This is a genomic window from Plantibacter sp. CFBP 8798 (assembly GCF_014841195.1).
Taxonomy (GTDB): domain Bacteria; phylum Actinomycetota; class Actinomycetes; order Actinomycetales; family Microbacteriaceae; genus Plantibacter; species Plantibacter auratus.
The window spans coordinates 971,697-997,231 of the sequence record NZ_JACYTS010000003.1; the positions used below are offsets into that span (position 1 = coordinate 971,697).

Consider the following 25,535-nt stretch of genomic DNA (forward strand, 5'->3'; position numbering starts at 1 on the left):
CAGCGTGAAGAAGATCGGGTTCCTGTCCTTCGGACACTGGCAAGACGTTCCGGGCTCGAGCGTGCGCACCGGGCGTGACGCACTGCTGCAGAGCATCGACCTCGCGGTCGCGGCGGAGGAGGTCGGTGTCGACGGCGCGTACGTGCGCGTGCACCACTTCGCCCGACAGCTCGCGTCGCCGTTCCCGCTCCTGGCGGCGATGGCGGCGAAGACCTCGACGATCGAACTCGGCACCGGTGTCATCGACATGCGCTACGAGAACCCCCTCTACATGGCCGAGGAGGCGGCGGCCACCGACCTCATCAGCGACGGCCGACTGCAGCTCGGCGTGAGCCGGGGATCACCCGAGACGGCGCTCCGCGGTTCGGAGTCGTTCGGGTACGCACCGGGTGAGGGTGAGACCGACGCTGACGTGGCTCGCGCCCACACCGAGGTGTTCCGCGCGGCCATCGCGGGCGCGGGTGTGGCTCGCGCCAACCCGCAGATGACGGGGACAAACGGTCTGCTCGCGATCCAGCCGCAGTCCCCGGAGCTCGGTGAGCGCATCTGGTGGGGCGCCGGCTCGCGGTCCACCGCGGTGTGGACGGCGGAGCAGGGCATGAACCTCATGTCGTCGACGCTCCTCACCGAGGACACCGGGGTGCCGTTCGACGAATTGCAGGCGGAGCAGATCCAGATGTTCCGTGACGCCTGGTCCGAGGCCGGTCATGAGTGGCAGCCGCGGGTCTCCGTGAGCCGCAGCATCCTGCCGCTCATCGACGATGAGACGCGCCGCTACTTCGGGCTGCGCGCCCAGGCCGACTCGAAGGACCAGGTCGGACACCTCGACGGCGGACTCGCGCGCTTCGGCCGCAGCTTCATCGGCGAGCCCGACGTCATCGCCGCAGAGCTCGCGAAGGACGCAGCCGTGCAGGCCGCCGACACCGTCCTCGTCACCGTCCCGAACCAACTCGGCGTCGAGTTCAACGCACGCGTCCTGGAGTCGATCGTCAAGGACATCAAGCCGTCACTCGGGTAGCCCAAGGGATCACAACTCCTGCCGACCGCCTGTCCGCAGTTCGACATGCGCACCAGGCGCCGCCACCACGGTCGACGGCGAACCGTCTGCAGGAGTTGTGGTCGCCGGACTCAGCCCAACAGCTCGGCGAGCGCCGCGGGCACCTGCCACGCGCCGGCCGCGTCGCGCTCAAGCGGGAGCTCGGCGGTGATCGCCGGGCCGGCGGTCGGGAGCGGGGCGATGACGCGCGGCGTCGGAGCCCAGGTGACCTGGAGGCCCGCCGCCTGCAGCTCCTCCACGTCGAGCACGATGAGCACGAGCGGCAGCTGGAGCGACCCGTACACCCGCTCGAGCACCTCGGGCAGTCGGTCAGGGGTCGTCGCATGGACGAAGCCGGCGTCGACGAACGGCACGGCTCGAGTCGACACCTCGTACTCGCCGAACGGCCGACTGGCCTCCCAATCGTCGACGATCGCGACATGCAGGATCTTCGTCATCTCCACCCTCTCCCTTTAATGAGACGCTACCGTATCATTAGAGCATGGAATCGAGACGTGGTCGCCCGACGGCAGCCGAACGTGACCGACGGCGCGACGCGATCCTCGACGCCGCCATCCGCCGGTTCACCGAGCACGGGTACGGCGGGACGACGATCGAGGCGATCGCCGCCGACGCGGGCGTGACGAAGCGGACGATCTACGCCTGGTTCGGCGATCTCGCCGGCATGCTGACGGCGGCGGTCGAACGGCAGCACGGGTATCTCCTCGCGGCCGACGAGCCAGGCTCCGAAGCCGAACCCCTCGAGGACGCGGCGACACGACTCGTCATCGCGCTGCACTCGGATGTCTCGATCGCGCTGCACCGGCTCGTGATCGCGGAGTCTCCGCGCTTCCCCGAGGTCGCCGCCGGCTTCTACGCCGCCGGCCCGGCCCGCTCGATCGCGTTCCTCGCCGACCACGTCGGCGAGCGCGCGGAACAGCTCTACACCCTGCTCCTCGGCGAACCGCATCGACGCAGGCTGCTCAGCTTGTCCGCTGCGCCGACGCCGACCGAAGCACGAGCGCACGCCCGCGCGTGCTTGGCGCTGGTCGCCGACAGGTAGCCCACGACCTGTCGGCCACGCAACCCGGGCCGGCCCCGATTTTGACCGCGTAAGTCGTCTGACACACTGACGATCATGAAGCGCTCCACCATCCCCGCCCTCGCCGTCATCCTCCTCACCCTCGCCGGCTGTTCGGCGGGCACCCCGGGGCAGACCTCGTCGCCCTCCGCGACCACCGCGGCGCCGACGCCGACGGCCACACCCTCGGCGACCTCCGAGCCCATGAGCGACGCGACCTGCGAAACCGTCCTGACGGAAGAGGAGTACGCGAGCCTCGCGGAGGACGGGCTGGTCCTGAACCCCGACATCTTCGTCCTCGACGACACGATGCAGTCGATCATCGACGCCGGCGGCCTCGGTTGCTACTGGACCCGCTCCGGCGGCGACATCCGCGTCTGGTACGCGCAGGGAGCCACGACCAGCGCCGAGTGGGACGCGCAGCAGCAGTCGCTCATCAGTGCCGGGTGGACCGAGATCGACACGCCGGTCGCCGACACACTCCAGGCTCCCGACGTGAACGACCCCGACTACCTGCCCGTCGTGACCTACCGGGACGGCGTCATCTACTACGCCAGCTACGTGGAGCTGCTCCCCTCGGTGAAGGCCCTCCAGGAGTAGGCACCCGCCGCACGCTCAGCGGTCGAGCGTGACCACGTCACTCAGGCCCGCGGTCGCGTCTGCGGCCAGAACCCCGTGACGCGCGAAATCGGCCCACATCTGACGCAGGAAGCGGCCACGACGGTCGACCTCGGCCCACGTCGCCGAGCCGATGAGCGCCGTCCGGCTCCACGACCGTTCGGTGCCGAGGAGCAGGGGCAGGTCCGTCACGTGCGACGCCCCGTAGGGACTGCCGGGCGGCGCCCAGCTGAGCTCGTACCGCGTGGCCCGACCGCCCGACGCCCGATGCCGTTCGACGAACTTCCGGGCGTCGCGCGTGTAGGTCACGTGCGTCGTCGCGCCGACGAGCGCCCGCCGGATGGGGTCACCGACGAGCGGCATCGAGGTCATGCGGGCGAAGGCCGGGATGAGCGGCACGTACAGCCGTGTCTCCTCCGTCGTCGAGCCGATCAGGACGTCGATGCGCGAGGCGGCTTCCCGCCAGGCGGCGTCGCGGTCTGCCTCCGCCGGGAGCGGCGCGTGACCGTACTGGGTGCCGAACGCCATGCCGCCACGCAGTCCGAACCGTCGCGCCGCCCGCTCCACCTGCTCTTCGAGCGCGAGTAACTCGACCACCGGGGTGTCCCGCGTCGGGCTGCCGGCCGCCCGCATCATCGCGCTCGCCATCTTCGCCCGACCACTGCTGATGCCGAGCGGCGCGCTCTGGACGATGGCGCGCTGGAAGAGCCCCGCGGTGCCGTCGCTGATCATGAGGTGCGCGATCGCATCGCCGCCCGCCGACTGCCCGAAGAGCGTGACCGACCCCGGGTCGCCGCCGAACGCAGCGATGTGCTCGTGGACCCACCGGAGCGCAAGGACGAGGTCCAGCAGGCCGAGGTTCGCCGGCAGCGTCTCGCCGTCACCGAGGAAGCCGAGGATCCCGAGCCGGTACGTGACCGACACCACGATGACCCGCTGCTCGACGACCAGGCTGATCGGATCGTAGACGTCGAGGTCGCCGGCGCCAGTGACGTAGGCGCCGCCATGGATCCACACCATCACCGGCAGCGACTCGTCCGGGCGCATGTCGGCAGGGACCGTGATCGAGAGCGCCTGGCAGTCCTCGGAGTCGACCATCCCCTCGCCAGCACCCTCGAGGACGGCCTCGAGCACCCGGGAGGAACGCTGCGGTGAGGCCGGCGCCCGCTCGAAGGCCCGGAACGGCACCGGATCGCCGTCGGCGCCGACGGGAAGACCGGTCGGCACCGGCACCTCGAAGCGCCCCGCGCGGGCGTATGGGATGCCGCGAGCCCGGACCACCGCGCCGTCGACCCGACCGAGGATCGTGCCGAGGGAGGTCTCGAAGGCACGTGCGTCCGCCGGCGGTGGGGTCGCAGAGGACTCCGCACCTGGCGCGTCGGAGGTCGGGCTCGCGTGCAACTCGGTCATCTGTCCACGCTATCCCCGAGCGGCCTGCGCACAACTCCTGCCCGACGGGCTCACACCGAAGACACGGCAGCCCAAACGGGGCCGAGCTGCCGACCGAGGGCCGGTCGAGCAGGAGTTGTGGACGGGGAAACCGTCTACGGGATGCGGATGTAGACCGGGTCGCCCCAGATCGACAGACGGTGCTGGACGTAGCGACCCCAGTCGGGAGAGTCGTACATGCCGCCCGCGCCGTCGTAGATCGCGATGTGACCTTCCGGCCAGTAGAGCAGGTCACCGGCGACGGCCTCCGACGCCGAGATCTGCACGCCCGACGCGGCCTGCGCACCGGCGCCGCGAGGCAGGGACACACCGAACGCCGCGAAGACATACTGCACGTAGCCGTCGCAGGCGAAGCTGTCGGACGGGTCGTTGCCGTTGCCGTAGGGGACGACGCCGACGAACTGCGCCGCGTAAGCGAGGATCGCCTCGCCGGATCGGGCGACGGCTGGAGCCGCGTAGGTGCGTCCCGCCGAAGCCGACGCGGACGACGAGGAGGCGGCGGATGCACTCGCGGCCGCCTCGGCAGCAGCAGCTGCAGCGGCGGCCGAGGCGGCGTCGACCTCCTCCTGGCTGGTTGCGCCGTAGCCGTCGCGCACGAAGGGCACATCGGCTGCGGTCGACGGCACAGAGTACGACACCGACTGCATCGTCGCTGCAGACGGGATCGCGCCACCGGTCGCCGCATCGACGTCGACGCCCGCAGCGGCCGCCGGCAGCGACACCGACACGAAGAGCCCGGTGGCGAGCGTCATCACGCCGAACGTGGCGAACGGCTTGGCGCGCTTCGCGAACGAGCGCTTGGCGCGTGGGGCCGAGGGCCGCTTGGTGGGCACGAGGTCGATGTGACGTCGCTCCTCCTCGGCGGAGGCGGTCCAGCTGGCGTCCTCGAGTCGAGCCGCGCGACGGGCGGCTCGTGGGCTGAGGGCCACGTGGCGGCCGCCGGTCCGGGTGGGTGTCGTGGGGGTCACGGCCGGAGTGTTCGGGTCGCGGCGCTCGAGGGCTCGCGCAGGGGTGGTGCTGGTCATGTGCGGGGTACCGTCCTGGGTCTCGGTCGCGTCGGGGGCGCGCTCGGTTCATGCTCGGTGGGTGCAGCATCGCCTCGGCAGAGCCGCCCCTCGATGACCGCGGTCGACCGGTTGCCCGATCCGAGGGAGGCGAAACGGCCACCCTACGTGGACGTCCCTGAGAGGATCCTCAGCTTGGCGCGGCCTGTGGAGGACCGATGAAGCCCCGGACTCAGGACGGGTCGACGCCGACCGTCGACTGCCGGACGACGAGTTCCGGCTGGAAGACGATCTGCTCGGGCACGCGTCGAGCGCCCGCGTCCGCCTCACGGAGCAGGAGCTCGACGGCGGTGTGGCCGATGAGTGCGCTCGGCTGACGGATCGACGACAGCGGGACGACCGCCGCCGACGCGAAGTCGATGTCGTCGTACCCGATCAGCGCGATGTCGTCCGGCACGCGCACCGAACCGAGCATGCTGAACGCCTGCAGGACCCCCATCGCGAGGAGGTCGTTGGCCGCGAACACCGCGTCGGGCCAGTCGTCACGAGGACGGTTCCGAATGGTCTCGCCCGCGGAACGGCCCTGCAGCACCGTCAACGCGGTGGTCTCCACGACCTCGAGGGTGACCTCGGCACCACCGGCCGCGGCTGCATCGACCGCCTGACGCGCACCGGCGAGCCGGTCGACGACCTGCCGGAGCGAGGACGGACCACCCACGACCGCGATACGACGCCGACCGAGTCCGATGAGGTGCTCGACCGCGAGCCGCCCGCCCGCGACGTCGTCGACGGCGACCGATGAGAAGCTCGTGTCATCGGTCTGCCGATCGACGAGGACCGTCGGCGTCCCGCGGTCGCGCAGCCGGCTGAGCCGGTTGAGGTCGTCGCCGAGCGGAGTGATGAGGACGCCGGCGACCCGCTGCTCCTCGAAGAGGTCGAGGTAGGCGCGCTCGCGGTCGATGCTCTCGTCGCTGTTTCCGAGCAGGACCGACCACCCCTCCGCATCGGCCCGGTCCTCGGCACCGCGGGCGACGTCGGTGAAGAACGGGTTGCCGACGTCGAGCACGACGAGGCCGACACTGCGGCTGCGACCGGCCCGGAGCTGGCGGGCCGCGTCGTTCCGCACGAAGCCGAGCTCGTCGATCGCCGCGTGGACGCGGTCGACCGTGACGGGCGAGACCTTCTCGGGGCGGTTCAGCACGTTGGAGACGGTCCCGACCGAGACGCCGGCTCTCGCCGCGACGTCCTTCACGCTCGCGCTCACGGCTCCCCTTCGCCTGTCGGACCCGCCAGGCGACGCCGGACGGGCTGGCTCATTGTTGCACGCAGCGCCTTCGCGCGCCCGTGCAGTCGGCTGCCCGGTCGTCTCCGTCCCCAACTCAGGAGTTCCCGGGCGCGGCGCCCCCGCCCGACCCCGACACACCGGGCGAGTCCTGAGAACGGGCCATCTACCCGCCGCCGTCCCCAACTCAGGAGTTCCCGGGCGCGGCGCCCCCGCCCGCCCCCGACACACCGGGCGACTCCTGAGAACGGGGCGACGATCAGGCGGGATCGACTGGCAGGGCCGACGCGGCGGGCAGGGTGACGACGACCTCGAGACCGTGGCCGGGTCGATTGTGCAGCACGATCGCCCCACCCGCGTTGCGCGCGATGGCGGCGACGATCGCGAGCCCGAGCCCGGAACCGTGCCCGGAGGACCGCGTCGCGTCCGACCGGCTGAACCGCTCGAGCGCCCGCGGTTCGAAGGCCGGGTCGAGTCCTCCCGCGTTGTCCGACACCCGGAGCGTGAGCTGACCGCCGTCGTCGTCGAGCATGACCGACACCCGGCGCGGAGCGCCCCCGCGCTCGGTGAAGGCCTGCAGCGCGTTCCCCGCGAGGTTGTCGACGACCCGACCGACATCGTCGGCGCGCACGGCGTACACCGCCGCACCCTCCCCCGGCCCGCTCTCAGCGATCGCGCTCACGTACTCGACCTCGATCCCGGCCAGCGCGTCGTCCGAGGCGACCCGGAACCGCGCGCGCTCGACCGCCTCGAGCACGTCGGCCTCCAACCTGGCCGCGCTCGTCCGCTCCTCCGGCGTCGCCGCCTCGATGCGGGACAGCTCGAGCAGCGAGGTGACGAGCGCCGACAGCCGCGTCGCACTGCGCTCCGCCCCCTCGATGTCGGCGAGCAGTTGCTCACGCGACGAGTCCTCGAGGCGCGCGAGTTCGAGCTGGGTGCGGAGGATCGCGAGCGGCGTGCGGAGCTCGTGACTCGCGTCGGACACGAGTTGCCGTTCGCGGTCCGCCGAGGCCCGCAGCCGCTCGATCAGGTCGTTGAGGGTGATCGCGAGCTGCGCGATCTCGTCGTCCGCGCGGCCGACCGGCAGCACCTCGTCCGTCGACCGTTCGCTGAGGCTCTGCGCGCTCACCCGGAGCCGCGTGACGGGCCGGAGCGACACCGTCGTCAGGATCCACCCGCCGGCCGCGACACCGAGGACGAGGAGCGCGAAGGACCCGACGAGCAGGAGGCGCATCTGGACGAGGACGGTCGTCTCCTCGGCCTCGTCGCGTCCGGCGATGACGTACCAGGTGTCGCCACCGACGGTCACGGGCTGTGACAACAGGATGTAGGTGGCTGAACCGGCGTCGACGGTGGTGACCTCCCGCGTCGCGGCGAGCGCCGGGAGTTGCGCGGCGAGGGTCGTCGGCAGGCTGAAGACCGGGATGGAGCCGTCAGGGGCGATGACCGCGATGCGGGTGCCGAGGCCGGGTCCCTGGAGCGGGTCGTCGGGTCTCGCCTGCAGCGCGAACACGTATTGTGCGCCGTCACTGCGGAGCGCCTGGACGGTGCCGTCGCGGACGATGCGCTCCAGCTGGGCATTGATCGCGAGTCCGGCGAAGAGCGACACGACGACGGCGATGAGCAGACTGCCGCCGGCGATCCGCGTGCGGATGCCGTGGTGCCGCGTCGACCGGCGACGGTCCGACGACACGCCCTCAGCTCCCTGCGGCGACGAGTGAGAACCCCACGCCGCGGCTCGTCACGATGCGGACGCCCGCCTCCGCCAGGTCGAGTTTGCGACGGAGGCGGCTGATGTACTGATCGACGACGTTCGGGTCGATGTTGTCGAAGGTCTCCCAGACCTCCCGCAGCATGGCCGCCCGGGAGACGACGACGCCCGGATCGGTCGCGAGCACCCGGAGGACGTCGAACTCGGTCCCGCTCAGCGGCACGTCGTGGTCGCCGACGCGTGCCCGGTGCCGGTGCAGGTCGAGCGTCAGGCCACCGACGTCCAACCGGGGCTGCACGGTGAGCGCGTCCCGACGCCGGACCGCGCGGATCCGGGCGGCGAGCTCGGCGAAGGCGAACGGCTTGATCATGTAGTCGTCGGCTCCGGCGTCGAGCCCGCGGACCCGGTCGTCCACGGCGTCGCGCGCCGTGAGCAGGATCACCGCGAGCGTCGGGTCGAGGCCTTTGAGCTCGCGGCAGACGGCGAATCCGGAGAGCCCGGGGAGCATGACGTCGACCACCGCGACCTGGAAGCCCGCGTCGCCACCGGACACCGGCGCGATCGCCTGCCGCGCGAGGTCCAGCGCGGTCGGGCCGTCGAACGCCGTCGTCACGTCGTGGCCGTCCGACCCGAGACCGCGGGACAGGAGGCCAGCCATCTCGCGTTCGTCATCGACGACGAGGATCCGCACGGTCGTCCTCCTTCGCCATCGAGCATCCACAGCCTAGGCGAGCCGACCGGGGCGCCGTTTCTGAAGGTCCTGTCAGGAACGACCGCTTCGCCTTGCCGCCCGCGATCCGACGGCCATACAGTGCAGGTGCTCCCGACCCTGAATCGATTCACATCCCGCCGGGAGCGAGCCCCTCACCGTGGAGGAACGGACCCTCAATGACGATCGACCATCCAGCGCAACCGGCGCGCACCGAACCTGCCGGGCGCAGCGCCCAGCCGGCGCTCTCCCTCATCGGAGCCGCCAAGACCTTCGGCCCCGTCGTCGCCCTGGCCGACGGCACCATCCAGATCGAGGCCGGCGAGATCCACGCGCTCGTCGGCGAGAACGGCGCCGGGAAGTCCACGCTCGTGAAGATCCTCGCCGGGCTCTACACCCCAGATGCCGGCGACTTCACCCTCGCCGGGAAGCCCGTCGCCTTCCGCGGCGTCGCCGACAGCAAGGCCGCGGGCATCTCCGTGATCTACCAGGAGCCGACCCTGTTCCCCGACCTCACCGTCGCCGAGAACATCTTCATCGGCCGCCAGCCGAAGAACGGCCTCGGACTCATCAGCACTGGCGCCATGCGGAAGGCCGCCCGCGCCCTGTTCGACCGCCTCGGCGTCCAGATCGACCCCGACCGCGTCGCCGAGGGCCTGTCGATCGCCGACCAGCAGATCATCGAGATCGCGAAGGCCATCTCGCTCGACGCCAAGGTCCTCATCATGGACGAACCGACCGCCGCGCTCTCCGGCGTCGAGGTCGACCGCCTCTTCCAGGTCGCCCGCTCCCTGCGCGACGCGGGCGCCGGCATCATGTTCATCTCCCACCGCTTCGAGGAGGTCTTCGCGCTGTGCGACCGCATCACGGTCATGCGCGACGGCCGCTACATCGCCACGCACGTCACGAACGAGACCTCCGTCGACGCGATCGTCCGGCAGATGGTCGGTCGCGACATCGCCGCCCTCTTCCCCAAGCAGGACGCAGAGATCGGCGACGCGGTCCTCACCGTCGACGGGCTGTCGCGCGCCGGCGTCTTCTCCGACATCTCGTTCACGGTGCGCTCGGGTGAGATCGTCGCCCTCGCGGGACTCGTCGGCGCCGGGCGCACCGAGGTCGCCCGTGCCGTCTTCGGCATCGACCCCTACGACACCGGACGCGTCACGCTCGACGGCAAGCCGGTGAAGGCCGGCGACCCGCAGGCCGCGATCGACGCCGGCATGGGTTTCGTCCCGGAGGACCGTCGCAAGCAGGGGCTCGTGATGGACCTGTCGGTCGCCCGCAACGCGACCCTCACCCTCCGCCACCGGCTCGCGCGGTTCGGGATCATCTCCGGCCGCCGCGAACGCGAGGCGGCCGAGGAGTGGTCGGCCCGCCTCCAGGTGAAGACCGGCTCGCAGGAGTACGCGGTCTCCACCCTCTCCGGCGGCAACCAGCAGAAGGTCGTCCTCGCGAAGTGGCTCGCCACCGAGCCGACCTTCCTCATCGTCGACGAGCCCACCCGCGGCATCGACGTCGGCACGAAGAGCGAGGTGCACCGCCTCATCTCCGAACTCGCCGGCCGCGGCATCGCGATCCTCATGATCTCCTCCGAACTGCCCGAGGTCCTCGGCATGGCCGACCGCGTCCTCGTCATGCACGAGGGCCGGATCACCGCCGAGCTCACCCGCGAAGAAGCGACCCCGGAGACCGTGATGCACGCGGCCACCGGTTCCCTGGAAGGCGCACGATGACCGACACCACCACCAAGCCGGGAGGCGGCCGCCCCGTCACCGTCGCGACCGAGCGCACGACGAACCCGATCGCGTCGATCGTGCGACTCCGGGAGCTCCCGGTCACCGTCGCCCTCGTCGTGCTCGTGCTCGTGACCTACCTCGCGAACCCGCTGTTCCTGTCGGCACAGGGGGTGAAGGACCTCCTCCTCAACGCGACGATCATGATCATCCTCGCCGTCGGTCAGGCGCTCGTCATCATCACCCGCAACGTCGACCTGTCCGTCGGCTCGATCCTGGGGCTCGTGGCCTTCGCGACCGGCACGATGTTCGCGACGATGCCCCAACTGCCGATCATCGCGGTGTTCGCCATCGCCATGCTGCTCGGTGCGGTGCTCGGCGCGATCAACGGTGCGCTCGTCACGATCGCGAAGGTCCCCGCCCTCGTCATCACCCTGGGCACGCTCTACATCTACCGAGGCCTGAACAACGCGTGGGCCGGTGGCACGCAGTACTTCGCGGACGACCGACCCGACGCGTTCGGGAACCTGTCCGTCGACACCGTCCTCGGCTTCCCGGTCATCACCCTCATCGCGATCCTCGTCGTGGTCGTCGTCGCCGTCTACATGGCCGGCGCCCGATCCGGCCGCGACCTCTACGCGATCGGGTCGGACCCCGACGCCGCGAAGCTGTTCGGCATCCCGGTCGGCCGCCGCGTCTTCCTCGCCTTCCTGGCGAACGGCCTGCTCGCCGGACTCGCCGGCGTGCTCTACGCCTCGCGCTTCAACTCGGTCGGCGCGACCACCGGGTCCGGTATGGAGCTCGACGTCGTCGCGGCGGCCGTGGTCGGCGGTGTCGCGATCTTCGGCGGCAGCGGCTCGGTCGCCGGGGCCGCGATCGGCGCGATCCTCCTCACCACCATCACGAGCGCCCTCACCGCCCTGCGCGTCGACAAGTTCTGGCAACAGGCGATCGTGGGCATCCTCATCCTGGCCGCGATCATCATCGACCGCGTCGCCAGCCTCCGTACGGCCAAGAAACTGCGAATGAGCGAGGCACGCGATGTCTGATCTGAAGACCCCGGCAGCCCCGAAGGCTCCGTTCACCAAGGGCTCCGGCCCGCTCGGCACCGACACCACCGGCGTGCTCGTGGCCGAACCGAAGGGCCGCACCGGTGCCTCGCGCATCCTCCTCGGTCGCGACGCGATCATGATCTACGCGCTGCTCGTCGTCGTCATCGGCGCCTGCCTGCTCATCCCGCGGTTCGCCTCCCCCGTCACCGTGGGCTTCCTCCTCCTCGACGTCATCCCGATCCTCCTCATCGCGATGCCGATGACGCTCGTCATCATCACGGGCGAGATCGACCTGTCCGTCGCAAGCACCGCGGGCCTCACGAGCGCCGTCATCGGTGTGCTGTGGGCCGGCGGCGGGATGGACATCGGGGTCGTCCTCCTCATCGGGCTGCTCGTCGGAGTCGTCGCCGGCGCGTTCAACGGCTTCCTCATCGCGGTGGTCGGACTCCCGTCGCTCGCGGTGACGATCGGCACGCTCGCGCTGTTCCGCGGCCTCGCGCTCGTCGTCATCGGCGACAACGCGGTCGCCAACTTCCCGCCCGAGCTCACCGCGTTCTTCACGTCGAAGATCGGCTCGACCGGCATCCCCGTGGTCATGGTCGGGGTCCTCGTCGTCGTGCTCGCCTTCGGGGTCGTCCTGCACCTGACCCCCTTCGGCCGCGGGCTGTACGCGCTCGGGTACAGCACGGAGGCCGCGAGCTTCGTCGGCATCAAGGTCGCCCGCTCGAAGTTCTGGCTCTACGTCGCGACCGGCGGTGTCTCCGCCCTCGCGGGGGTGTTCTGGACGCTCCGCTACTCGAGCGCCCGCAGCGACAACGCCTCCGGGCTCGAACTCGCCGTCATCGCGGCCGTGCTCCTCGGCGGCGTCTCGATCTTCGGCGGCAAGGGGTCCATCCCGGGTGTCGTCGCGGGTGTGCTGCTCATCGGCACCATCAACTACGCGCTCCGACTCGGCCGCGTCTCCGACGTCGTCCTCATCATCGTGACCGGGACCCTGCTGATCGCCTCGGTGGTCGGCCCCAGTATCTTCGAATCCGTCAAGCAGTGGAACCACCACCGACGGATCCGACGCAGCCTGCCCCAGCACTGATCTCCCGATCGGCGCAGCCCTCGGGGCACCCCACGCCACAGCACCAGGCGTATCCAGAAAGGAACAGACAATGCAGTCGATTCGAAACCGCGCAGCAGGCCGTTCGGCCCGTCGCGCAGCGGCCCTCATCGCCGCAGCAGCCTCCCTCGCCCTCATCGCGACGGGGTGCGCCACCGGCGACTCCGCCGGATCAGGTGGTGGCGGCGGTGCCGCGGAGAGCATCACCTTCATCCCCAAGCAGCTCAACAACCCGTACACGGACGTCGTGCTCGGCGGCGGCAAGGACGGCGCGAAGGCGGCCGGCTTCAGCGCCACCGAGGTCGTCGGCCCGCTCGAGGCGAGCGCGTCCAGCCAGGTGTCGTTCATCAACGCCGAGACCCAGGCCGGCACGAACGTCATCGTCATCGCGGCGAACGACCCCGACGCCGTCTGCCCCGCCCTCAAGGAGGCCCGTGACGGCGGCGCGAAGATCGTCGCGTTCGACTCCGACACCAGCAAGGACTGCCGCGACGTCTTCATCTCCCAGGTCGTCGCCAAGGACGTCGCCCTGATCCAGACGAAGCTCATCTCGGAGCAGATCGGCGGCTCGGGCGAGATCGCGATCCTCTCGGCCACGGCCAACGCGACGAACCAGAACGAGTGGATCAAGTACATGGAGGAGGAGCTCGCCTCCAACCCGGACTACAAGGACATCAAGCTCGTCGCCAAGGTCTACGGTGACGACGACGACACGAAGTCGTTCCAGGAGGCCCAGGGTCTGCTCCAGGCGCACCCGAACCTCAAGGGCATCATCTCGCCCACGACGGTCGGCATCGCCGCGACCGCCCGCTACCTCTCCACCTCGGAGTACAAGGGCAAGGTCGCACTGACCGGCCTCGGCCTCCCGAACGAGATGCGTCCGTTCGTGAAGGACGGCACCGTCACCGCGTTCGCGCTGTGGGACCCGGCTCAGCTCGGCTACGTCGCAGCGTTCGCCGGCAAGGCACTGGCGGAGGGCACGATCACCGGCAAGGAGGGCGACACCTTCGAGGCCGGCGACCTCGGTGAGCGCGAGGTCGGCGCCGACGGCACCGTCATCGTCGGCCCGCCGACCACCTTCGACGCGTCGAACATCGACAAGTACGACTTCTAGGAGTCACCCAGTCACACCCGACTGCCCTGTCTCAGGAACTCCTCGGCGTGCCGCGACCACACCCGGTCGACGCGCCGACGGACTCCTGAGTCAGGGCAGTTTGTCGGCGGCGTCGGGATCGTCGCGCTTCATCTCCAGCTCGAGCTTGCGGATGCGCTCGGCGTCCTCGGCGGCCTGGATCTCGCGCTCGAGGGCGGCGAGCTGCTCCTCCGTGCTGCTGACGGCGCGGTCGGGCTGCGACGGCGAGGGCGTCGCGGTCGACGAGGACCCTCGACCCGAACCCCACGAGCCGGACGTCCGCGACTGCTTCCGGCCCCGACGTTCGGGGAGCTTGATCCGGCTCGTCGACCAGTCCTTGCCGAGCAGGAACCACAGGGCGACGCCGATGAGCGGGATGAAGACGATGAGCAGCACCCACACGATCTTGGGCAGGTTACGCACGACGGGCTCGGGCTGACCCACCACGTCGATGAGCGCGATGATCGTGAGGACGATGAGCAGCAACGACAACACGAACATGTCGTCAATCCTAGGCAGACCACCGGTGGGTTCGGCCAGGATGGTCGGATGAAGACCATCCCCCTGCCCCAGACCGACCTGACCGCGTCCAGCATCGTCCTCGGCCTCATGCGGATCGAGGCCCTCGACGACGAGGCCATCCGCACCCTGTTCCACACCGCACGCGACGCTGGCGTCACCGTGTTCGACCACGCCGACATCTACGGCTCCGAGCGTCACGGCTGCGAACGCCGCTTCGGCGACGCCGTCACCCTCACCGCCGCCGAGCGCGAGCAGGTGCTCATCCAGTCGAAGGTCGGCATCCGCAAAGGCTTCTTCGACTTCTCGGAGGAGCACATCCTCCGCACCGTCGACGAGTCGCTCGCCGCCCTCAAGACGGACTACCTCGACCTCCTGCTCCTGCACCGCCCCGACAGCCTCGTCGAGCCGGAAGAGGTAGCGTCGGCGTTCGACACCCTGCAGGCCGCGGGCAAGGTCCGGAACTTCGGTGTCTCCAACCACACGCCGGCGCAGGTCGAGCTGCTGAAGGGCTCCGTCGAGCAGCCGCTCATCGTCAACCAGGTGCAGCTGAGCATCACCCACGCCCCGATCATCGCGTCGGGCGTCGCCGCGAACATGGCCGGCCTCGACCAGTCGATCGACCGCGACAACGGGATGCTCGACTACAGCCGCCTGACCGGCATGACCCTGCAGGCGTGGTCGCCGTTCCAGGCCGGCTTCTTCACGGGCGTCTTCATCGGCGACCGCGAGCACTACGCGGAACTGAACGACGTGCTCGACGAGCTCGCAGCCGCACACGGCGTGACGCCGTCCGGCATCGCGACCGCGTGGATCACCCGGCACCCCGCGAACATCCAGGTCGTGCTCGGCACCACCAAGCCGTCGCGCGTCCAGGAAGCGGCCGCAGGTTCCGACGTGACGCTGTCACGCGAGGAGTGGTACCGCCTCTTCACCGCCGCGGGCCACACCCTCCCGTAGCGGTCGCCTCCGGACCGTTCTCAGGACTTCCGCGGCGTGTCGGGTGGAGATCGCCCCACCACACCGAAGGAGTCCTGAGAACGGGACGAAGGTCGCGCCGGTACGCTCGGAGAGGAAGCGGAGGGCAGCATGGCGAAGCACGACATCGGGTTCGCCGCCGTCGCCAGACTCGCCGGCGTCTCGAACGCGACCGTCTCCAACACGCTCAACCGCCCCGAGATCGTCGCCCCCGCCACGCGCGAGCGCGTGCTCGCCGCGATCGAGGAACTCGACTTCGTCCCCAACCGTGCCGCCGCCACCCTGCGACAGGGCACGAACCGGCTCATCGGCCTCGTCATCCCCGACATCGCGAACCCGTTCTACTCGGCGATCGCCCGCGGGGTCACCGAGGCCGCGGCCGAGCACGGCTACACGGTCGCGCTCTGCGTGAGCCACGACGACCCGGACCTCGAACTCCGGCACTTCGAGATGCTCGCCGAGCACCGGGCTGCCGGCGCACTCGTCGCTCCGTTGACGGCCGACGCCTCCCGACTGGCCCAGCTGCGACGGGTCGGCAGCCGCCTCGTGCTGATGGACCGCACCGCCCCCGAGGGCACCGGCTGCTCCGTCGCGATCGACGACGTGCACGGCGGGGAGCTGGCGGTCGCCCACCTGCTCGCCAGTCCCGACCCGGCGTCCGATAGGTCGATCGTGCTCGTGAACGGCGACCTGGCGATCCCGCAGTGCGCCGATCGACGCGAGGGTGCCCGGAACGCGTTCATCGCGGCCGGTCGCGACCCCGACGACCTCCGCGAGGTCACCGTGGACGAGATGACCGTCGACGCGGGGCGCATCGCAGGTCGTCGGATCGCGGCGGCGACACCGCGTCCGACCGGCGTGTTCTGCACGAACGACCAACTCGCGCTCGGCGTCATCAGGGGGTTGGACGACGGCGGCCTCACGGTGCCCGACGAGGTGTCGGTGGTCGGCTACGGCGATCTCGCGCTCGCGGCCGACGGGCGGGTGCCGCTCACCACGGTCGAGCAGCCGAAGGACGAACTCGGGCGCGTGGCCGTCGAGATCCTCCTGGCCGAGCTGGGCGCCGACCGCGCGGCACACGAGCACGTCACGCGGACGCTCGAGCCGCATCTCGTCGTCCGCGAGTCCGCTCCCCTGCCGGCCTGAGCAGCGGCGAGGCTGGACGCGGCGGTGACGCCCGGGTACAGTCGTCAGCAGTATTTAATCGATTAAATACCCCGTACCCGCACCCACCAAGGATCGACGATGACCCACACTGCAGCAGCCGTCCACCCGCTCCTCACCCCGAAGGCACGGCGGAAGCCCCGCATCGGCCTCGTCGCCGGCGGCCTCGGCACCTACTGGCCGCAGTTCCCGGAGTTGCTCCCCCAGCTCCAGGCGTCGGCCCGGTACGTCTCGGAACGCTTCCAGCAAATGGACGCCGAGGTCGTCGACGTCGGCTTCATCTCGGACGCGCAGGAGGGCGACGCCGCGGCGGAACAGCTCCGACAGGGCGACTGCGACCTCATCGTCCTGTTCCTCACCACCTACCTCACCTCCTCGATGGTCCTGCCGATCGCCCAGCGCGCGAACACCCCGGTCCTCGTCATCGACCTGCAGCCGACCGAGCGGATGGACCACGCGAGCTTCGACACCGGTGCCTGGCTCGCCTACTGCGGGCAGTGCCCGGTACCCGAGGTCGGCAACGTCTTCCGTCGGGCGGGCATCCCGTTCCGCTCGGTGTCGGGCTGGCTGCGTCAGGAGTCGGCGTGGGACCGGATCTCGCAGTGGATCCGGGCGGCGCACGTCCGCGCAGCCCTCCGTCACGCCCGCCACGGCCTCATGGGCCACGTCTACCCCGGCATGCTCGACGTCTCCACCGACCTCACCCTGCTGCCGACCACCTTCGGCTCGCACGTCGAGGTCCTGGAGTTCGACGACCTCCGCGTCCTCGTCGACGACGTGACCGACGCCGAGGTCGCCGACCGCATGGCCCTCGCCAGGGAGATCTTCACCCTCGACGACACGGTGGTCGAGGACGACTTCGCGTGGGGAGCGAAGGTATCGGTCGGGCTCGACCGGCTCGTCGAGGAGTTCGCGCTCGACAGCCTCGCCTACTACCACCGCGGTCGCGACGGCGAACAGCACGAGCGACTCGGCGCCGGGATGATCCTCGGCGCGTCCCTCCTCACCGCTCGCGGCATCCCCACGACCGGCGAGTACGAGCTGCGGACGACGGTCGCACAGCTCGCGACCCAGGTCGTCGGCGCCGGTGGGTCGTTCTGCGAGATCCAGGCGCTGGACTTCGAGGACGAGGTCGTCGAGATGGGACACGACGGACCGGCGCACCTCGCCGTCAGCTCACGCGACCCGCTGCTGCGCGGGCTCGGGGTCTATCACGGCAAGCGCGGCTGGGGTGTGAGCGTCGAGTTCGACGTGCGGCACGGGCCGGTCACGCTGCTCGGGTTGGGGCAGGACCGCGACGGCTCGCTCGCCTTCGTCGCGTCGGAGGGCGAGGTCGTCCCCGGCCCGCTGCTCGCGATCGGCAACACGACGAGCCGTGTCGACTTCGGGCGTGACCCGGGTGTCTGGGTGGACGAGTGGAGCGCGACCGGTATCGGTCACCACTGGTCGCTGTCACTCGGACACCGGGCGGCGGACTACCGGGCTGCGGCGAGCCTGCTGGGGATCGACTTCCGCCAGGTATGACCCCGGTCCCTGAGCCCAATTCGGTGCCTGAGCCTGTCGAAGGGCAGTCCGACCGGACGGATCAGAGCACGGCGCGAAGACGCTCCACAGCGGGCTCGACCACGGCGATCGGCGCCGGCCGCTGCAACCCGTCCAGGGCGACGGCGAGCCGACGGGTGGCACGATCGACATCGCCACCACCCGCACCGAGCTCGCGGATCGGGACGAGTAGTGCCGCCCGTCGCAACCAGGGCTCGTCCTGCATCCACCGGTCGAGGACGGTCTCGGCCTTGGCTCGGGCCGTCCCGTCGAGGCGTTCCAGGAGCGGTCCGATGACGTCGGTGGCCAGCGGGTCGGCGAGCTGGGGAACCCGACCGGCGCGGACGAAGCCTTCGATCCTCGTCAGGTCGGTGTGCCTGAGTACCGCGACGCTCGACTGCAGGAGGACGATCGCGGCGAGCCGACGCTCGAAGACCGGCACGGCCCACAGCTCCGAGGCGAGGGCTGCCAGCTCGTCGTGCTCCAGTCCGCGGAACTTCCGGAGGGCGTCGCGCACGGTCCCGCGCACGGCCCCGACGGATGAACCGTAGGACCGGAGCCCATCGCCGAGGCGCTCGGCGACGTCCGCTGCCCGGTAGCCGTCGCCCTCGTATTGGAGCGCCGTGTCGATGAACTCCCCCGCAGCACTCATCCCACCATTCTCACCCCTGGCGCCGGGTACGGTGGAGCGATGACCGTCGTGATCGTGGGACTCGGACAGCTCGGCTCGGACGTCGCCGGGAGGCTCTTGGCCCGAGGCGAGGACATCGTCGGCGTGAAGCGCACGGCACCCGAGTCGACCCCGGCACCCGAGTCGACCCCGGCACCCGAGTCGACCCCGGTCCCCGAGCTCGTCGAGGGGCGCTTCACCCTCCAGCTCCGCGACCTCACGACCTCCGCCCCCGACCTTCCTGCGGACACGACGGCGATCGTGGTGGCCCTTGCGCCGCGGGCACGCTCGGTCGAGGCCTATGACGCCCTCTACCGCGACGGTGTCGGACATCTCGTGAGCGCGGTCGCCGTACTCCCCGGCACCCCGCCTCGCATCCTGTTCGTGTCGTCGACCGCGGTGTGGGGCGAGGACGGCGGGGAGACGATCGACGACACCACGCCGGCCGTCCCGACCACCGGCACCGCACGCGCGCTGCTCGCCGCGGAGGAGGCCGCCCTCGCCGCCGTGCCCGAGGCGAGCGCCATCCGCTTCGGCGGCCTCTACGGTCCGACGTCCACGATGTTCGTCGACCAGGTCCGCGACGGCCGTGTCACCCGGCCCTCCGGCTGGACCAATCGCATCCACCGCGACGACGCCGCGGGCGTGATCGTGCACCTGCTCGACCTGTCGGCGGCATCACTCCCGCCGGTCGTGGCGGGCATCGACGAGGAGCCGGTCCTGCTGTCGACGGTGGCCGACTTCCTCGCCGATCGACTCGGCGTCGCTCCCCCGACGCTCGACGACGCCGGTCGCACCCCGGAAGAACCGCACCGCGGCAAGCGCATCATGGCAGCCGCCCTCCGCGACACCGGATTCACCTACCGTTACCCCACCTACCGCGAGGGCTACTCGGCGCAGCTCCCCTGATCGGACGACCGGAGCGGATCACGGCTGCTTCGTCACCTCGGCCATCGCCCGTCGCCCGGACGGTACGAGCACGGCGACGGCGAGCACCACGAAGGTGAGCACACCGGCGACGACGAGGAGCAGTTCGACGGACACGACGTCGGCGAGCGGTCCGAACACGATCATCCCGAGGGGCATCGACACCGCCATGACGATGCCGACGAAGCCGAACACGCGACCCTGCCGCTCCGGTTGGACGCGCTCCTGCAGCAGGGTCATCGACGTCGTCGAGAAGAACGGCACAGCGATCCCGAGCAGGAACATGAAGCCGAAGAAGACCCAGAGGTTGGTCGAGAGTCCGAGCCCGATGGACAGCGCCCCGAACACCACCGAGGACCCGACGATGAGGAGCACGCGGTTCTTGGTGCCACCCCAGATCGCGATGATCGCTCCGCCGCCGACCATGCCGACGCTGAAGGCGAGTTCGTTCACGGTGAGCATCCAGACCTCGTCGCCGAAGGTGCGGGCGATCATGAGCGGCGTGAGGTAGGACGGCGCGACGACCAACAGGAACACGATCGCGAAGAGGATGAGCAGCCAGCGCACGAAGCCGTGGCGCCAGACGTAGCGCACGCCCTCGGTGAGGTCGGCGAAGTAGCCGGGGCGCTCGCCCGACCGCACGAGCGTCCGCACCGGTACGAGCAGCAGCAGCCCGATCCCGATGGCGGCCGTGACGACGTCGACGAAGAAGATCGCGACGAGCGACGCACTCGCGTACAGCGCGCCGGCCGCAGCCGGGGCGACGAGCATCATGGCCGACTGGATGGAGCCGTTGATGCCGTTGACCCGCATGAGCTTGTCGGTCGGCGTGATCTGCGGGATGAGCGCGGAGACCGCCGGCATCTGGATGCCCGCGCCGACCGAGCGGATCGCGAGCGTGAGGAAGATGAGCCAGAGGTCGGCGGCGCCGTTGATGAGGAAGATCGCGAGCGCGAGGGTCGTGATGGCGATCGAGCCGTCGGCCGCGATGATGAGCAGTTTGCGGTTCATACGGTCGGCCCACACCCCGCCGAAGATCGACACGATCGCCTGCGGCAGGAACCCCGCGACGGCGGCGAACGCGAGCACGACTCCGGACTTCGTCTCGAGCGTCAGGTGCCACATGATCGCGTACTGCACGAGCATCGAGCCGAACAGCGAGACCGTCTGTCCGGACAGGAACACCGCGACGTCGCGACGCCAGCGCGGGCTCTCCGAGGCGACGGTCGTCTCCTCCGAACCGTCGGAACCGTCGATCGTGGGTGCATCGGGTGGCGCGTCATCGGCAGCCATGGGTCCACGCTAGGGAGTTCGCTCCGAGGTGTCCAGGGGTGATCGGCGCGGACGACGGGCGCGCCCTGACCGTCGAACGGTCGATGCACCCTGTCCAGACCTTCAGACATCCGGACAGTCGGTCCGTTGACCCGCGGCCGATCGCCCGGATACGCTGCTTGCGATCCTCTGAATCGATTCAGAGTGTCCGTGACACCGAACCGAAAGGTACGCCTCGATGACGAGTGCCCGACTTCTGCACCGCGTGTGCTTCCAGCTCCAGGTCAAACCCGAACGCCTTGCGGAGTACCGCGAACGCCATGCCGCCGTCTGGCCGGACATGCTGCAGGCCCTCGCCGACACGGGCTGGCACAACTACTCGCTCTTCGTCCGCGACGACGGCCTCCTCATCGGATACTTCGAGACGGCATCCCTCGAAGCAGCCCAGGCCGGCATGGCCGAGACCGAGGTCAACGCGCGCTGGCAGGCCGAGATGGGCGAGTTCTTCGTCGACCTCGACCTCCCGCCGGACCAGGGCTTCCTCCAGCTCGCCGAGGTGTTCCACCTCGAAGATCAGCTCGCCGCCCTCCACGAGTAGCGACGTTGAAACGATTCACGTATGCTGCAACCAGCGCCGTGAACGCGCCCCAGACCACCGGAACACGCACAGAGAAGTGACCATGACCAGTTTCGACACCATCACCCCGCTGCTCGAGAAGCAGGCCATCGAACTCCCCTCCTGGGCGTTCGGCAACTCCGGCACCCGCTTCAAGGTGTTCACGACGCCCGGCACCCCGCGGACGCCGGAGGAGAAGATCGCCGACGCCGCCAAGGTGCACGAGTTCACCGCCCTCGCACCGAAGGTCGCACTCCACATCCCGTGGGACCTCGTGGACGACTTCAGCGCACTCCGTCGCTACGCCGAGGACCACGGCGTCGCGCTCGGCACGATCAACTCGAACACCTTCCAGGATGAGGACTACAAGTTCGGCAGCCTGACCCACAGCAACCCGGCGATCCGTCAGAAGGCGATCGACCACCACTTCGCCTGCATCGACGTCATGCACGCGACCGGCTCGCAGGACCTCAAGATCTGGCTCGCCGACGGCAGTAACTACCCGGGCCAGCAGGACATCCGCGGCCGGCAGGACCGCCTGGCCGACTCGCTCCAGCAGATCTACGCCCGCCTCGGCGAGGAGCAGCGACTCGTGCTCGAGTACAAGTTCTTCGAGCCGGCGTTCTATCACACCGATGTCCCCGACTGGGGAACGTCCTACGCCCAGGTGGCCCAGCTCGGCGACCAGGCCCTCGTCTGCCTCGACACCGGGCACCACGCGCCTGGCACGAACATCGAGTTCATCGTCGCCCAGCTCCTGCGCCTCGGGAAACTCGGCTCGTTCGACTTCAACTCGCGCTTCTACGCCGACGACGACCTCATCGTCGGTGCAGCCGACCCGTTCCAGCTGTTCCGGATCCTCTACGAGGTCGTCCGCGGCGGCGGCCTCGACGACGACTCGCCGGTCGCGTTCATGCTCGACCAGTGCCACAACGTGGAGGACAAGATCCCCGGGCAGATCCGCTCGGTGCTGAACGTGCAGGAGATGACCGCGCGCGCACTGCTCGTCGACCGCGACGCACTGACCGCGGCACAGGAGGCCGGCGATGTCCTCGGCGCGAACGGCATCCTCATGGACGCGTTCTACACCGACGTCCGCGGGCCGCTCGCCGCCTGGCGCGAGAGCCGCGGCCTGCCGGCCGATCCGTTCAGCGCCTACCTGGCCTCGGGCTACCAGCAGCAGATCGCCGAGGAGCGCGTCGGCGGGACCCAGGCGAGCTGGGGCGCTTAGGCGCACTCGAGCACGACGAAGCCCCGCGACCATCCCGGTCGCGGGGCTTCGGGCGTTCACAACTCAGGACGCGCGCGGCGTGTCACCCCGGGCGCGCCGGCCGAGTTCGCCGACGCGCCGGAACGGACCTGAATTGCGAACCGACAGAGCCGTCTACTTCGCGAGGAAGGCGAGCAGCTGCTCATTGACCTCGCGGTAGTGGGTCCAGAGCATGCCGTGCGGCGCGCCCTCGATCTCGACGTACTCGGCGGAGGGCAGCGCCTTCGCGAACACGCGACCGGTGGAGTCGATCGGCAGGACGCGGTCGCCGGTGCCGTGCACGATGAGCGACGGGACGTCGATCTTCGCGACGTCGGCCCGGAAGTCGGTCAGCCAGGTCGGCTGCGCAGCGACCGAGGCGTACGGCGACGCGTTGTAGGCGAGCTGCGTGTTGGCCCGCAGCGCCTCCTCGCTCAGGCGCGAGCCGAGATTCTCGTCCGTGTTGAAGAAGTTCTCGAAGAAGCTCGTGAAGAACGCGTAGCGGTCGTCGGTGACGGCCTCGAGGAGCCCGTCGAACACGTCCTGCGGGACACCCGTCGGGTTGTCGTCGGTCTGCAGCAGGTAGGGCTCGAGCGATCCGAGGAAGACGGCCTTCGCGACGCGCTCCGAGCCGTAGGTGCCGAGGTAGCGACCGACCTCGCCGGTGCCCATCGAGAAGCCGACGAGGACCGCGTCGTGGAGGTCGAGCCCGTCGACGACGGCCTTGAGGTCGGCGGCGAAGGTGTCGTAGTCGTAGCCCTCGGTGGGCTTGGAGGACTTGCCGAAGCCGCGGCGGTCGTAGGTGATGACGCGGTAGCCGGCGTCGAGGAGCACCGCGGTCTGCTTCTCCCACGACGAGCCGTCGAGGGGGTAGCCGTGGATGAGGACAACGGGCTGGCCGCTGCCGTGATCCTCGACGTAGAGCTCCACGGACGTGCTGTTCTCGGTTCCGACGGTGATGAACGACATGGTTCGATTCCTTTCGTCTTCGGCGTCCGGACTCGTCGCCCGGTTCCACGCCCCGATTTGAGAACGATCGTTCTCTTCGGTGTTCATCAGCATAGGGAACGATCGTTCTCAATGCAAGTACACTGATGGAATGACCAGCGAACAGACGATGACGATCGCGTCGCCGAGCCCGGCGGCCGCACCCGCGACACCGGCCTCCGTGCGCGACATCATCGTCGACGCCGCCGACCGCCTGTACTACGCGAAGGGCATCCAGTCCGTCGGCATGGACGAACTGCGTTCGGCGGCCGGCGTGTCGTTGAAGCGCCTGTACTCGGCGTTCCCGAGCAAGGAGGACATCGTCCTCGCGGTCATGGAGCGCCGACACGAGCTCTGGACCTCCGGCGTCAGCGCGCTCGTGGACGACGCCGAGACGCCCCGCGACCGACTCCTCGCGATCTACGACTACCTGGCCGGCTGGTTCAGTGACGACTCGTTCCGCGGCTGCGGGTTCATCAACGCCTTCGGGGAGCTCGGGGGCGTCTCGCCGGCGGTCGCCACCATCACCCGCGAACACAAGGCGTCCTTCCAGGACTACGTCGCCGACCTCGTCGCCGACGCCGGCGCTCCGGCATCGCTCGCCCCCCAGCTCGCGATCCTCGCCGAGGGCGCCCAGACCACCGCCGCCATCACCGGCTCCCCCGAGGCCGCGTTGCACGCTCGTCGCGCCGCCGAGACGCTCATCGACGCCGCCTCCTGAATCACCCGTGCGCTCGTGATGCACGGCGGTCCGTAACTCAGGACGCTCGCGGCCCGTCGCGCACGCCACGCCGCGTCGCTCGACCAACGCGCCGGACGCCTCCTGAATTGTGAACCAGACCGATGCCCTCCCCCGCTGTGACATCCTGTTGAGACGGACACGAACGGACACGTCCGACACCGATGGACAGGGGGCGGCATGGCCACGACCGGCACGCTCGGCGCCGAGGAACGACGGACCCGACTGACGGCGATCCTCGAACGCGACGGCAGCATCCGCCTCGACGACGCGGCTGCGGAGCTCGACGTGTCCTCGATGACCGTGCGACGCGACCTCGCCGACCTCGAGCAGCTCGGCCTGGTTCGGCGCGTCCGCGGCGGGGCGATCCCGACCCTGCGACCGAGGACCTTCACCGAACGGTCCGCGACGGGTGTCCGCGAGAAGGGCGCCATCGTCGAGAAGCTCCGGTCGCTCATCCCGACGGACGGCGCGATCGCGATCGACGCCTCCAGCACGGCCGGCGGCATCAGTCGACTGCTCGGCGAGTCGACCCTCACGGTGGCGACCAACTCCTACCCGAACTTCCTCCTCGCCGGCGCGAACCGCGAGGTCACCGCGATCCTCGTCGGCGGCCAAGCCGAGTCGCGGACCGATAGCTTCATCGGCCCCATCGCCTGCCAAGCGGCGTCGTCGGTGCTCTACCGGCGCTTCTTCCTGTCGGCCGCCGCCATCGACCCGACCGTCGGCAGCTCGGAGGTCACCCTCGAAGAAGCGCAGGTCAAGCAGGCGTTCGCCCGAGCCTCCGACGAGACGATCCTCGTCGCCGCGTCCTCGAAGCTGGGGCAGCGCGCGATGGCGGTCGGCTTCGCCCTGGCGGACATCGACCTCCTCGTCACGGAACTCGACCCCGCCGACCCCGCGCTCGACGCCTACCGCGACGCCGTCGAACTCCTCTGAGCACCAGGCCCCGCACGT

At 70.0% G+C, this 25,535-nt stretch carries 25 protein-coding genes; 15 read left to right on the forward strand and 10 right to left on the reverse strand.

Translation table 11 applies throughout. From position 1 onward, the window contains the following. Nucleotides 1–4 precede the first annotated feature (4 nt). Entirely contained in the window at nt 5–1,018 is a 1,014-nt protein-coding gene (locus IFU30_RS17150; protein WP_192006318.1) for an LLM class flavin-dependent oxidoreductase, read from the forward strand. Nucleotides 1,019–1,128: 110 nt separating this feature from the next. On the opposite strand, the gene IFU30_RS17155 is transcribed toward IFU30_RS17150, so the two are convergent. Further along, entirely contained in the window at nt 1,129–1,494 is a 366-nt protein-coding gene (locus IFU30_RS17155) for a DUF952 domain-containing protein (protein WP_192006320.1), read from the reverse strand. 44 nt (nt 1,495–1,538) lie between these two features. Between IFU30_RS17155 and IFU30_RS17160 the strand changes: the two genes are divergently transcribed. Together IFU30_RS17160 and IFU30_RS17165 are read left to right on the forward strand one after the other, a co-directional pair. After that, nucleotides 1,539–2,099 carry a TetR/AcrR family transcriptional regulator gene (locus IFU30_RS17160; protein ID WP_192006322.1) on the forward strand — a complete coding sequence of 187 codons (561 nt, stop codon included), beginning with the start codon at nt 1,539–1,541 and terminating at the stop codon, nt 2,097–2,099. A 75-nt stretch (nt 2,100–2,174) separates the two neighbouring features. Then, entirely contained in the window at nt 2,175–2,717 is a 543-nt protein-coding gene (locus IFU30_RS17165; RefSeq protein ID WP_192006324.1) for a hypothetical protein, read from the forward strand. Between the two features lie 15 nt (nt 2,718–2,732). Here the strand turns inward: IFU30_RS17165 and IFU30_RS17170 are convergent, their stop codons facing one another. The 5 genes from IFU30_RS17170 to IFU30_RS20970 form a co-directional block, all read right to left on the reverse strand. Continuing rightward, on the reverse strand, nt 2,733–4,145 hold the full coding sequence (locus IFU30_RS17170) for a carboxylesterase family protein (protein WP_192006326.1): 1,413 nt from the start codon (nt 4,143–4,145) through the stop codon (nt 2,733–2,735). A 134-nt stretch (nt 4,146–4,279) separates the two neighbouring features. Continuing rightward, entirely contained in the window at nt 4,280–5,209 is a 930-nt protein-coding gene (locus IFU30_RS17175) for a C40 family peptidase (protein WP_192006327.1), read from the reverse strand. 211 nt (nt 5,210–5,420) lie between these two features. Then, nucleotides 5,421–6,452, reverse strand: a complete 1,032-nt coding sequence (locus IFU30_RS17180; protein ID WP_192006500.1) for a substrate-binding domain-containing protein — start codon at nt 6,450–6,452, stop codon at nt 5,421–5,423. Between the two features lie 277 nt (nt 6,453–6,729). Next, nucleotides 6,730–8,163, reverse strand: a complete 1,434-nt coding sequence (locus IFU30_RS17185) for a sensor histidine kinase (RefSeq protein WP_124767611.1) — start codon at nt 8,161–8,163, stop codon at nt 6,730–6,732. A 4-nt stretch (nt 8,164–8,167) separates the two neighbouring features. Then, nucleotides 8,168–8,872 carry a response regulator transcription factor gene (locus tag IFU30_RS20970; RefSeq protein ID WP_079706411.1) on the reverse strand — a complete coding sequence of 235 codons (705 nt, stop codon included), beginning with the start codon at nt 8,870–8,872 and terminating at the stop codon, nt 8,168–8,170. A 197-nt stretch (nt 8,873–9,069) separates the two neighbouring features. Between IFU30_RS20970 and IFU30_RS17195 the strand changes: the two genes are divergently transcribed. The 4 genes from IFU30_RS17195 to rhaS all read left to right on the forward strand — a co-directional run bounded on the left by IFU30_RS17195 (nt 9,070) and on the right by rhaS (nt 13,897). Then, complete coding sequence (locus IFU30_RS17195) at nt 9,070–10,623, forward strand: sugar ABC transporter ATP-binding protein (RefSeq protein ID WP_079706410.1); 1,554 nt, start codon at nt 9,070–9,072, stop codon at nt 10,621–10,623. Then, on the forward strand, nt 10,620–11,672 hold the full coding sequence (locus IFU30_RS17200) for an ABC transporter permease (RefSeq protein WP_191942005.1): 1,053 nt from the start codon (nt 10,620–10,622) through the stop codon (nt 11,670–11,672). Before IFU30_RS17195 ends, IFU30_RS17200 begins: the two co-directional genes overlap by 4 nt. Continuing rightward, nucleotides 11,665–12,765 carry an ABC transporter permease gene (locus IFU30_RS17205; protein WP_079706408.1) on the forward strand — a complete coding sequence of 367 codons (1,101 nt, stop codon included), beginning with the start codon at nt 11,665–11,667 and terminating at the stop codon, nt 12,763–12,765. The genes IFU30_RS17200 and IFU30_RS17205 overlap by 8 nt, the downstream gene beginning before the upstream one ends. A 70-nt stretch (nt 12,766–12,835) precedes the next feature. After that, on the forward strand, nt 12,836–13,897 hold the full coding sequence (rhaS, locus tag IFU30_RS17210; protein WP_085514253.1) for a rhamnose ABC transporter substrate-binding protein: 1,062 nt from the start codon (nt 12,836–12,838) through the stop codon (nt 13,895–13,897). 90 nt (nt 13,898–13,987) lie between these two features. Here rhaS and IFU30_RS17215 read toward each other — a convergent pair whose 3' ends face one another. Continuing rightward, nucleotides 13,988–14,416 carry a PLD nuclease N-terminal domain-containing protein gene (locus tag IFU30_RS17215; RefSeq protein ID WP_192006329.1) on the reverse strand — a complete coding sequence of 143 codons (429 nt, stop codon included), beginning with the start codon at nt 14,414–14,416 and terminating at the stop codon, nt 13,988–13,990. A 48-nt stretch (nt 14,417–14,464) separates the two neighbouring features. Between IFU30_RS17215 and IFU30_RS17220 the strand changes: the two genes are divergently transcribed. The 3 genes from IFU30_RS17220 (at nt 14,465) to IFU30_RS17230 (ending at nt 18,100) form a co-directional block, all read left to right on the forward strand. Next, a complete protein-coding gene (locus IFU30_RS17220; RefSeq protein ID WP_079706405.1) occupies nt 14,465–15,394 on the forward strand; it encodes an aldo/keto reductase in 930 nt (309 codons plus the stop codon). A 129-nt stretch (nt 15,395–15,523) separates the two neighbouring features. Beyond that, entirely contained in the window at nt 15,524–16,558 is a 1,035-nt protein-coding gene (locus IFU30_RS17225) for a LacI family DNA-binding transcriptional regulator (protein WP_192006331.1), read from the forward strand. Nucleotides 16,559–16,657: 99 nt separating this feature from the next. Continuing rightward, the gene (locus tag IFU30_RS17230) at nt 16,658–18,100 is read left to right on the forward strand and encodes an L-fucose/L-arabinose isomerase family protein (protein WP_192006333.1); all 1,443 of its coding nucleotides are present in this window, start codon (nt 16,658–16,660) and stop codon (nt 18,098–18,100) included. 61 nt (nt 18,101–18,161) lie between these two features. Here the strand turns inward: IFU30_RS17230 and IFU30_RS17235 are convergent, their stop codons facing one another. After that, a complete protein-coding gene (locus IFU30_RS17235; protein WP_192006335.1) occupies nt 18,162–18,770 on the reverse strand; it encodes a DNA alkylation repair protein in 609 nt (202 codons plus the stop codon). Between the two features lie 39 nt (nt 18,771–18,809). Here IFU30_RS17235 and IFU30_RS17240 point away from each other — a divergent pair, with 39 nt between their 5' ends. Then, nucleotides 18,810–19,697 (forward strand): NAD-dependent epimerase/dehydratase family protein, encoded by an 888-nt coding sequence (locus tag IFU30_RS17240; RefSeq protein WP_192006337.1) that lies wholly within the window; start codon nt 18,810–18,812, stop codon nt 19,695–19,697. 18 nt (nt 19,698–19,715) lie between these two features. Here the strand turns inward: IFU30_RS17240 and IFU30_RS17245 are convergent, their stop codons facing one another. Next, a complete protein-coding gene (locus IFU30_RS17245; protein ID WP_192006339.1) occupies nt 19,716–21,008 on the reverse strand; it encodes an MFS transporter in 1,293 nt (430 codons plus the stop codon). Between the two features lie 217 nt (nt 21,009–21,225). On the opposite strand from IFU30_RS17245, the gene IFU30_RS17250 reads away from it, so the two are divergent. Both IFU30_RS17250 and rhaI read left to right on the forward strand, forming a co-directional pair. Beyond that, nucleotides 21,226–21,585: an L-rhamnose mutarotase gene (locus IFU30_RS17250; RefSeq protein WP_197977608.1), complete on the forward strand. Its 360-nt coding sequence runs from the start codon at nt 21,226–21,228 to the stop codon at nt 21,583–21,585. A gap of 82 nt (nt 21,586–21,667) precedes the next feature. Next, the gene (gene rhaI / locus IFU30_RS17255; RefSeq protein ID WP_192006341.1) at nt 21,668–22,834 is read left to right on the forward strand and encodes an L-rhamnose isomerase; all 1,167 of its coding nucleotides are present in this window, start codon (nt 21,668–21,670) and stop codon (nt 22,832–22,834) included. Between the two features lie 153 nt (nt 22,835–22,987). Here the strand turns inward: rhaI and IFU30_RS17260 are convergent, their stop codons facing one another. After that, nucleotides 22,988–23,821, reverse strand: coding sequence for an alpha/beta fold hydrolase (locus tag IFU30_RS17260; protein ID WP_124767622.1), 834 nt, complete (start codon nt 23,819–23,821; stop codon nt 22,988–22,990). A gap of 148 nt (nt 23,822–23,969) precedes the next feature. On the opposite strand from IFU30_RS17260, the gene IFU30_RS17265 reads away from it, so the two are divergent. Together IFU30_RS17265 and IFU30_RS17270 are read left to right on the forward strand one after the other, a co-directional pair. Beyond that, nucleotides 23,970–24,560 (forward strand): TetR/AcrR family transcriptional regulator, encoded by a 591-nt coding sequence (locus tag IFU30_RS17265; protein ID WP_192006491.1) that lies wholly within the window; start codon nt 23,970–23,972, stop codon nt 24,558–24,560. A gap of 198 nt (nt 24,561–24,758) precedes the next feature. Further along, nucleotides 24,759–25,517: a DeoR/GlpR family DNA-binding transcription regulator gene (locus IFU30_RS17270; protein WP_192006343.1), complete on the forward strand. Its 759-nt coding sequence runs from the start codon at nt 24,759–24,761 to the stop codon at nt 25,515–25,517. The last annotated feature ends 18 nt before the right edge of the window (nt 25,518–25,535 follow it).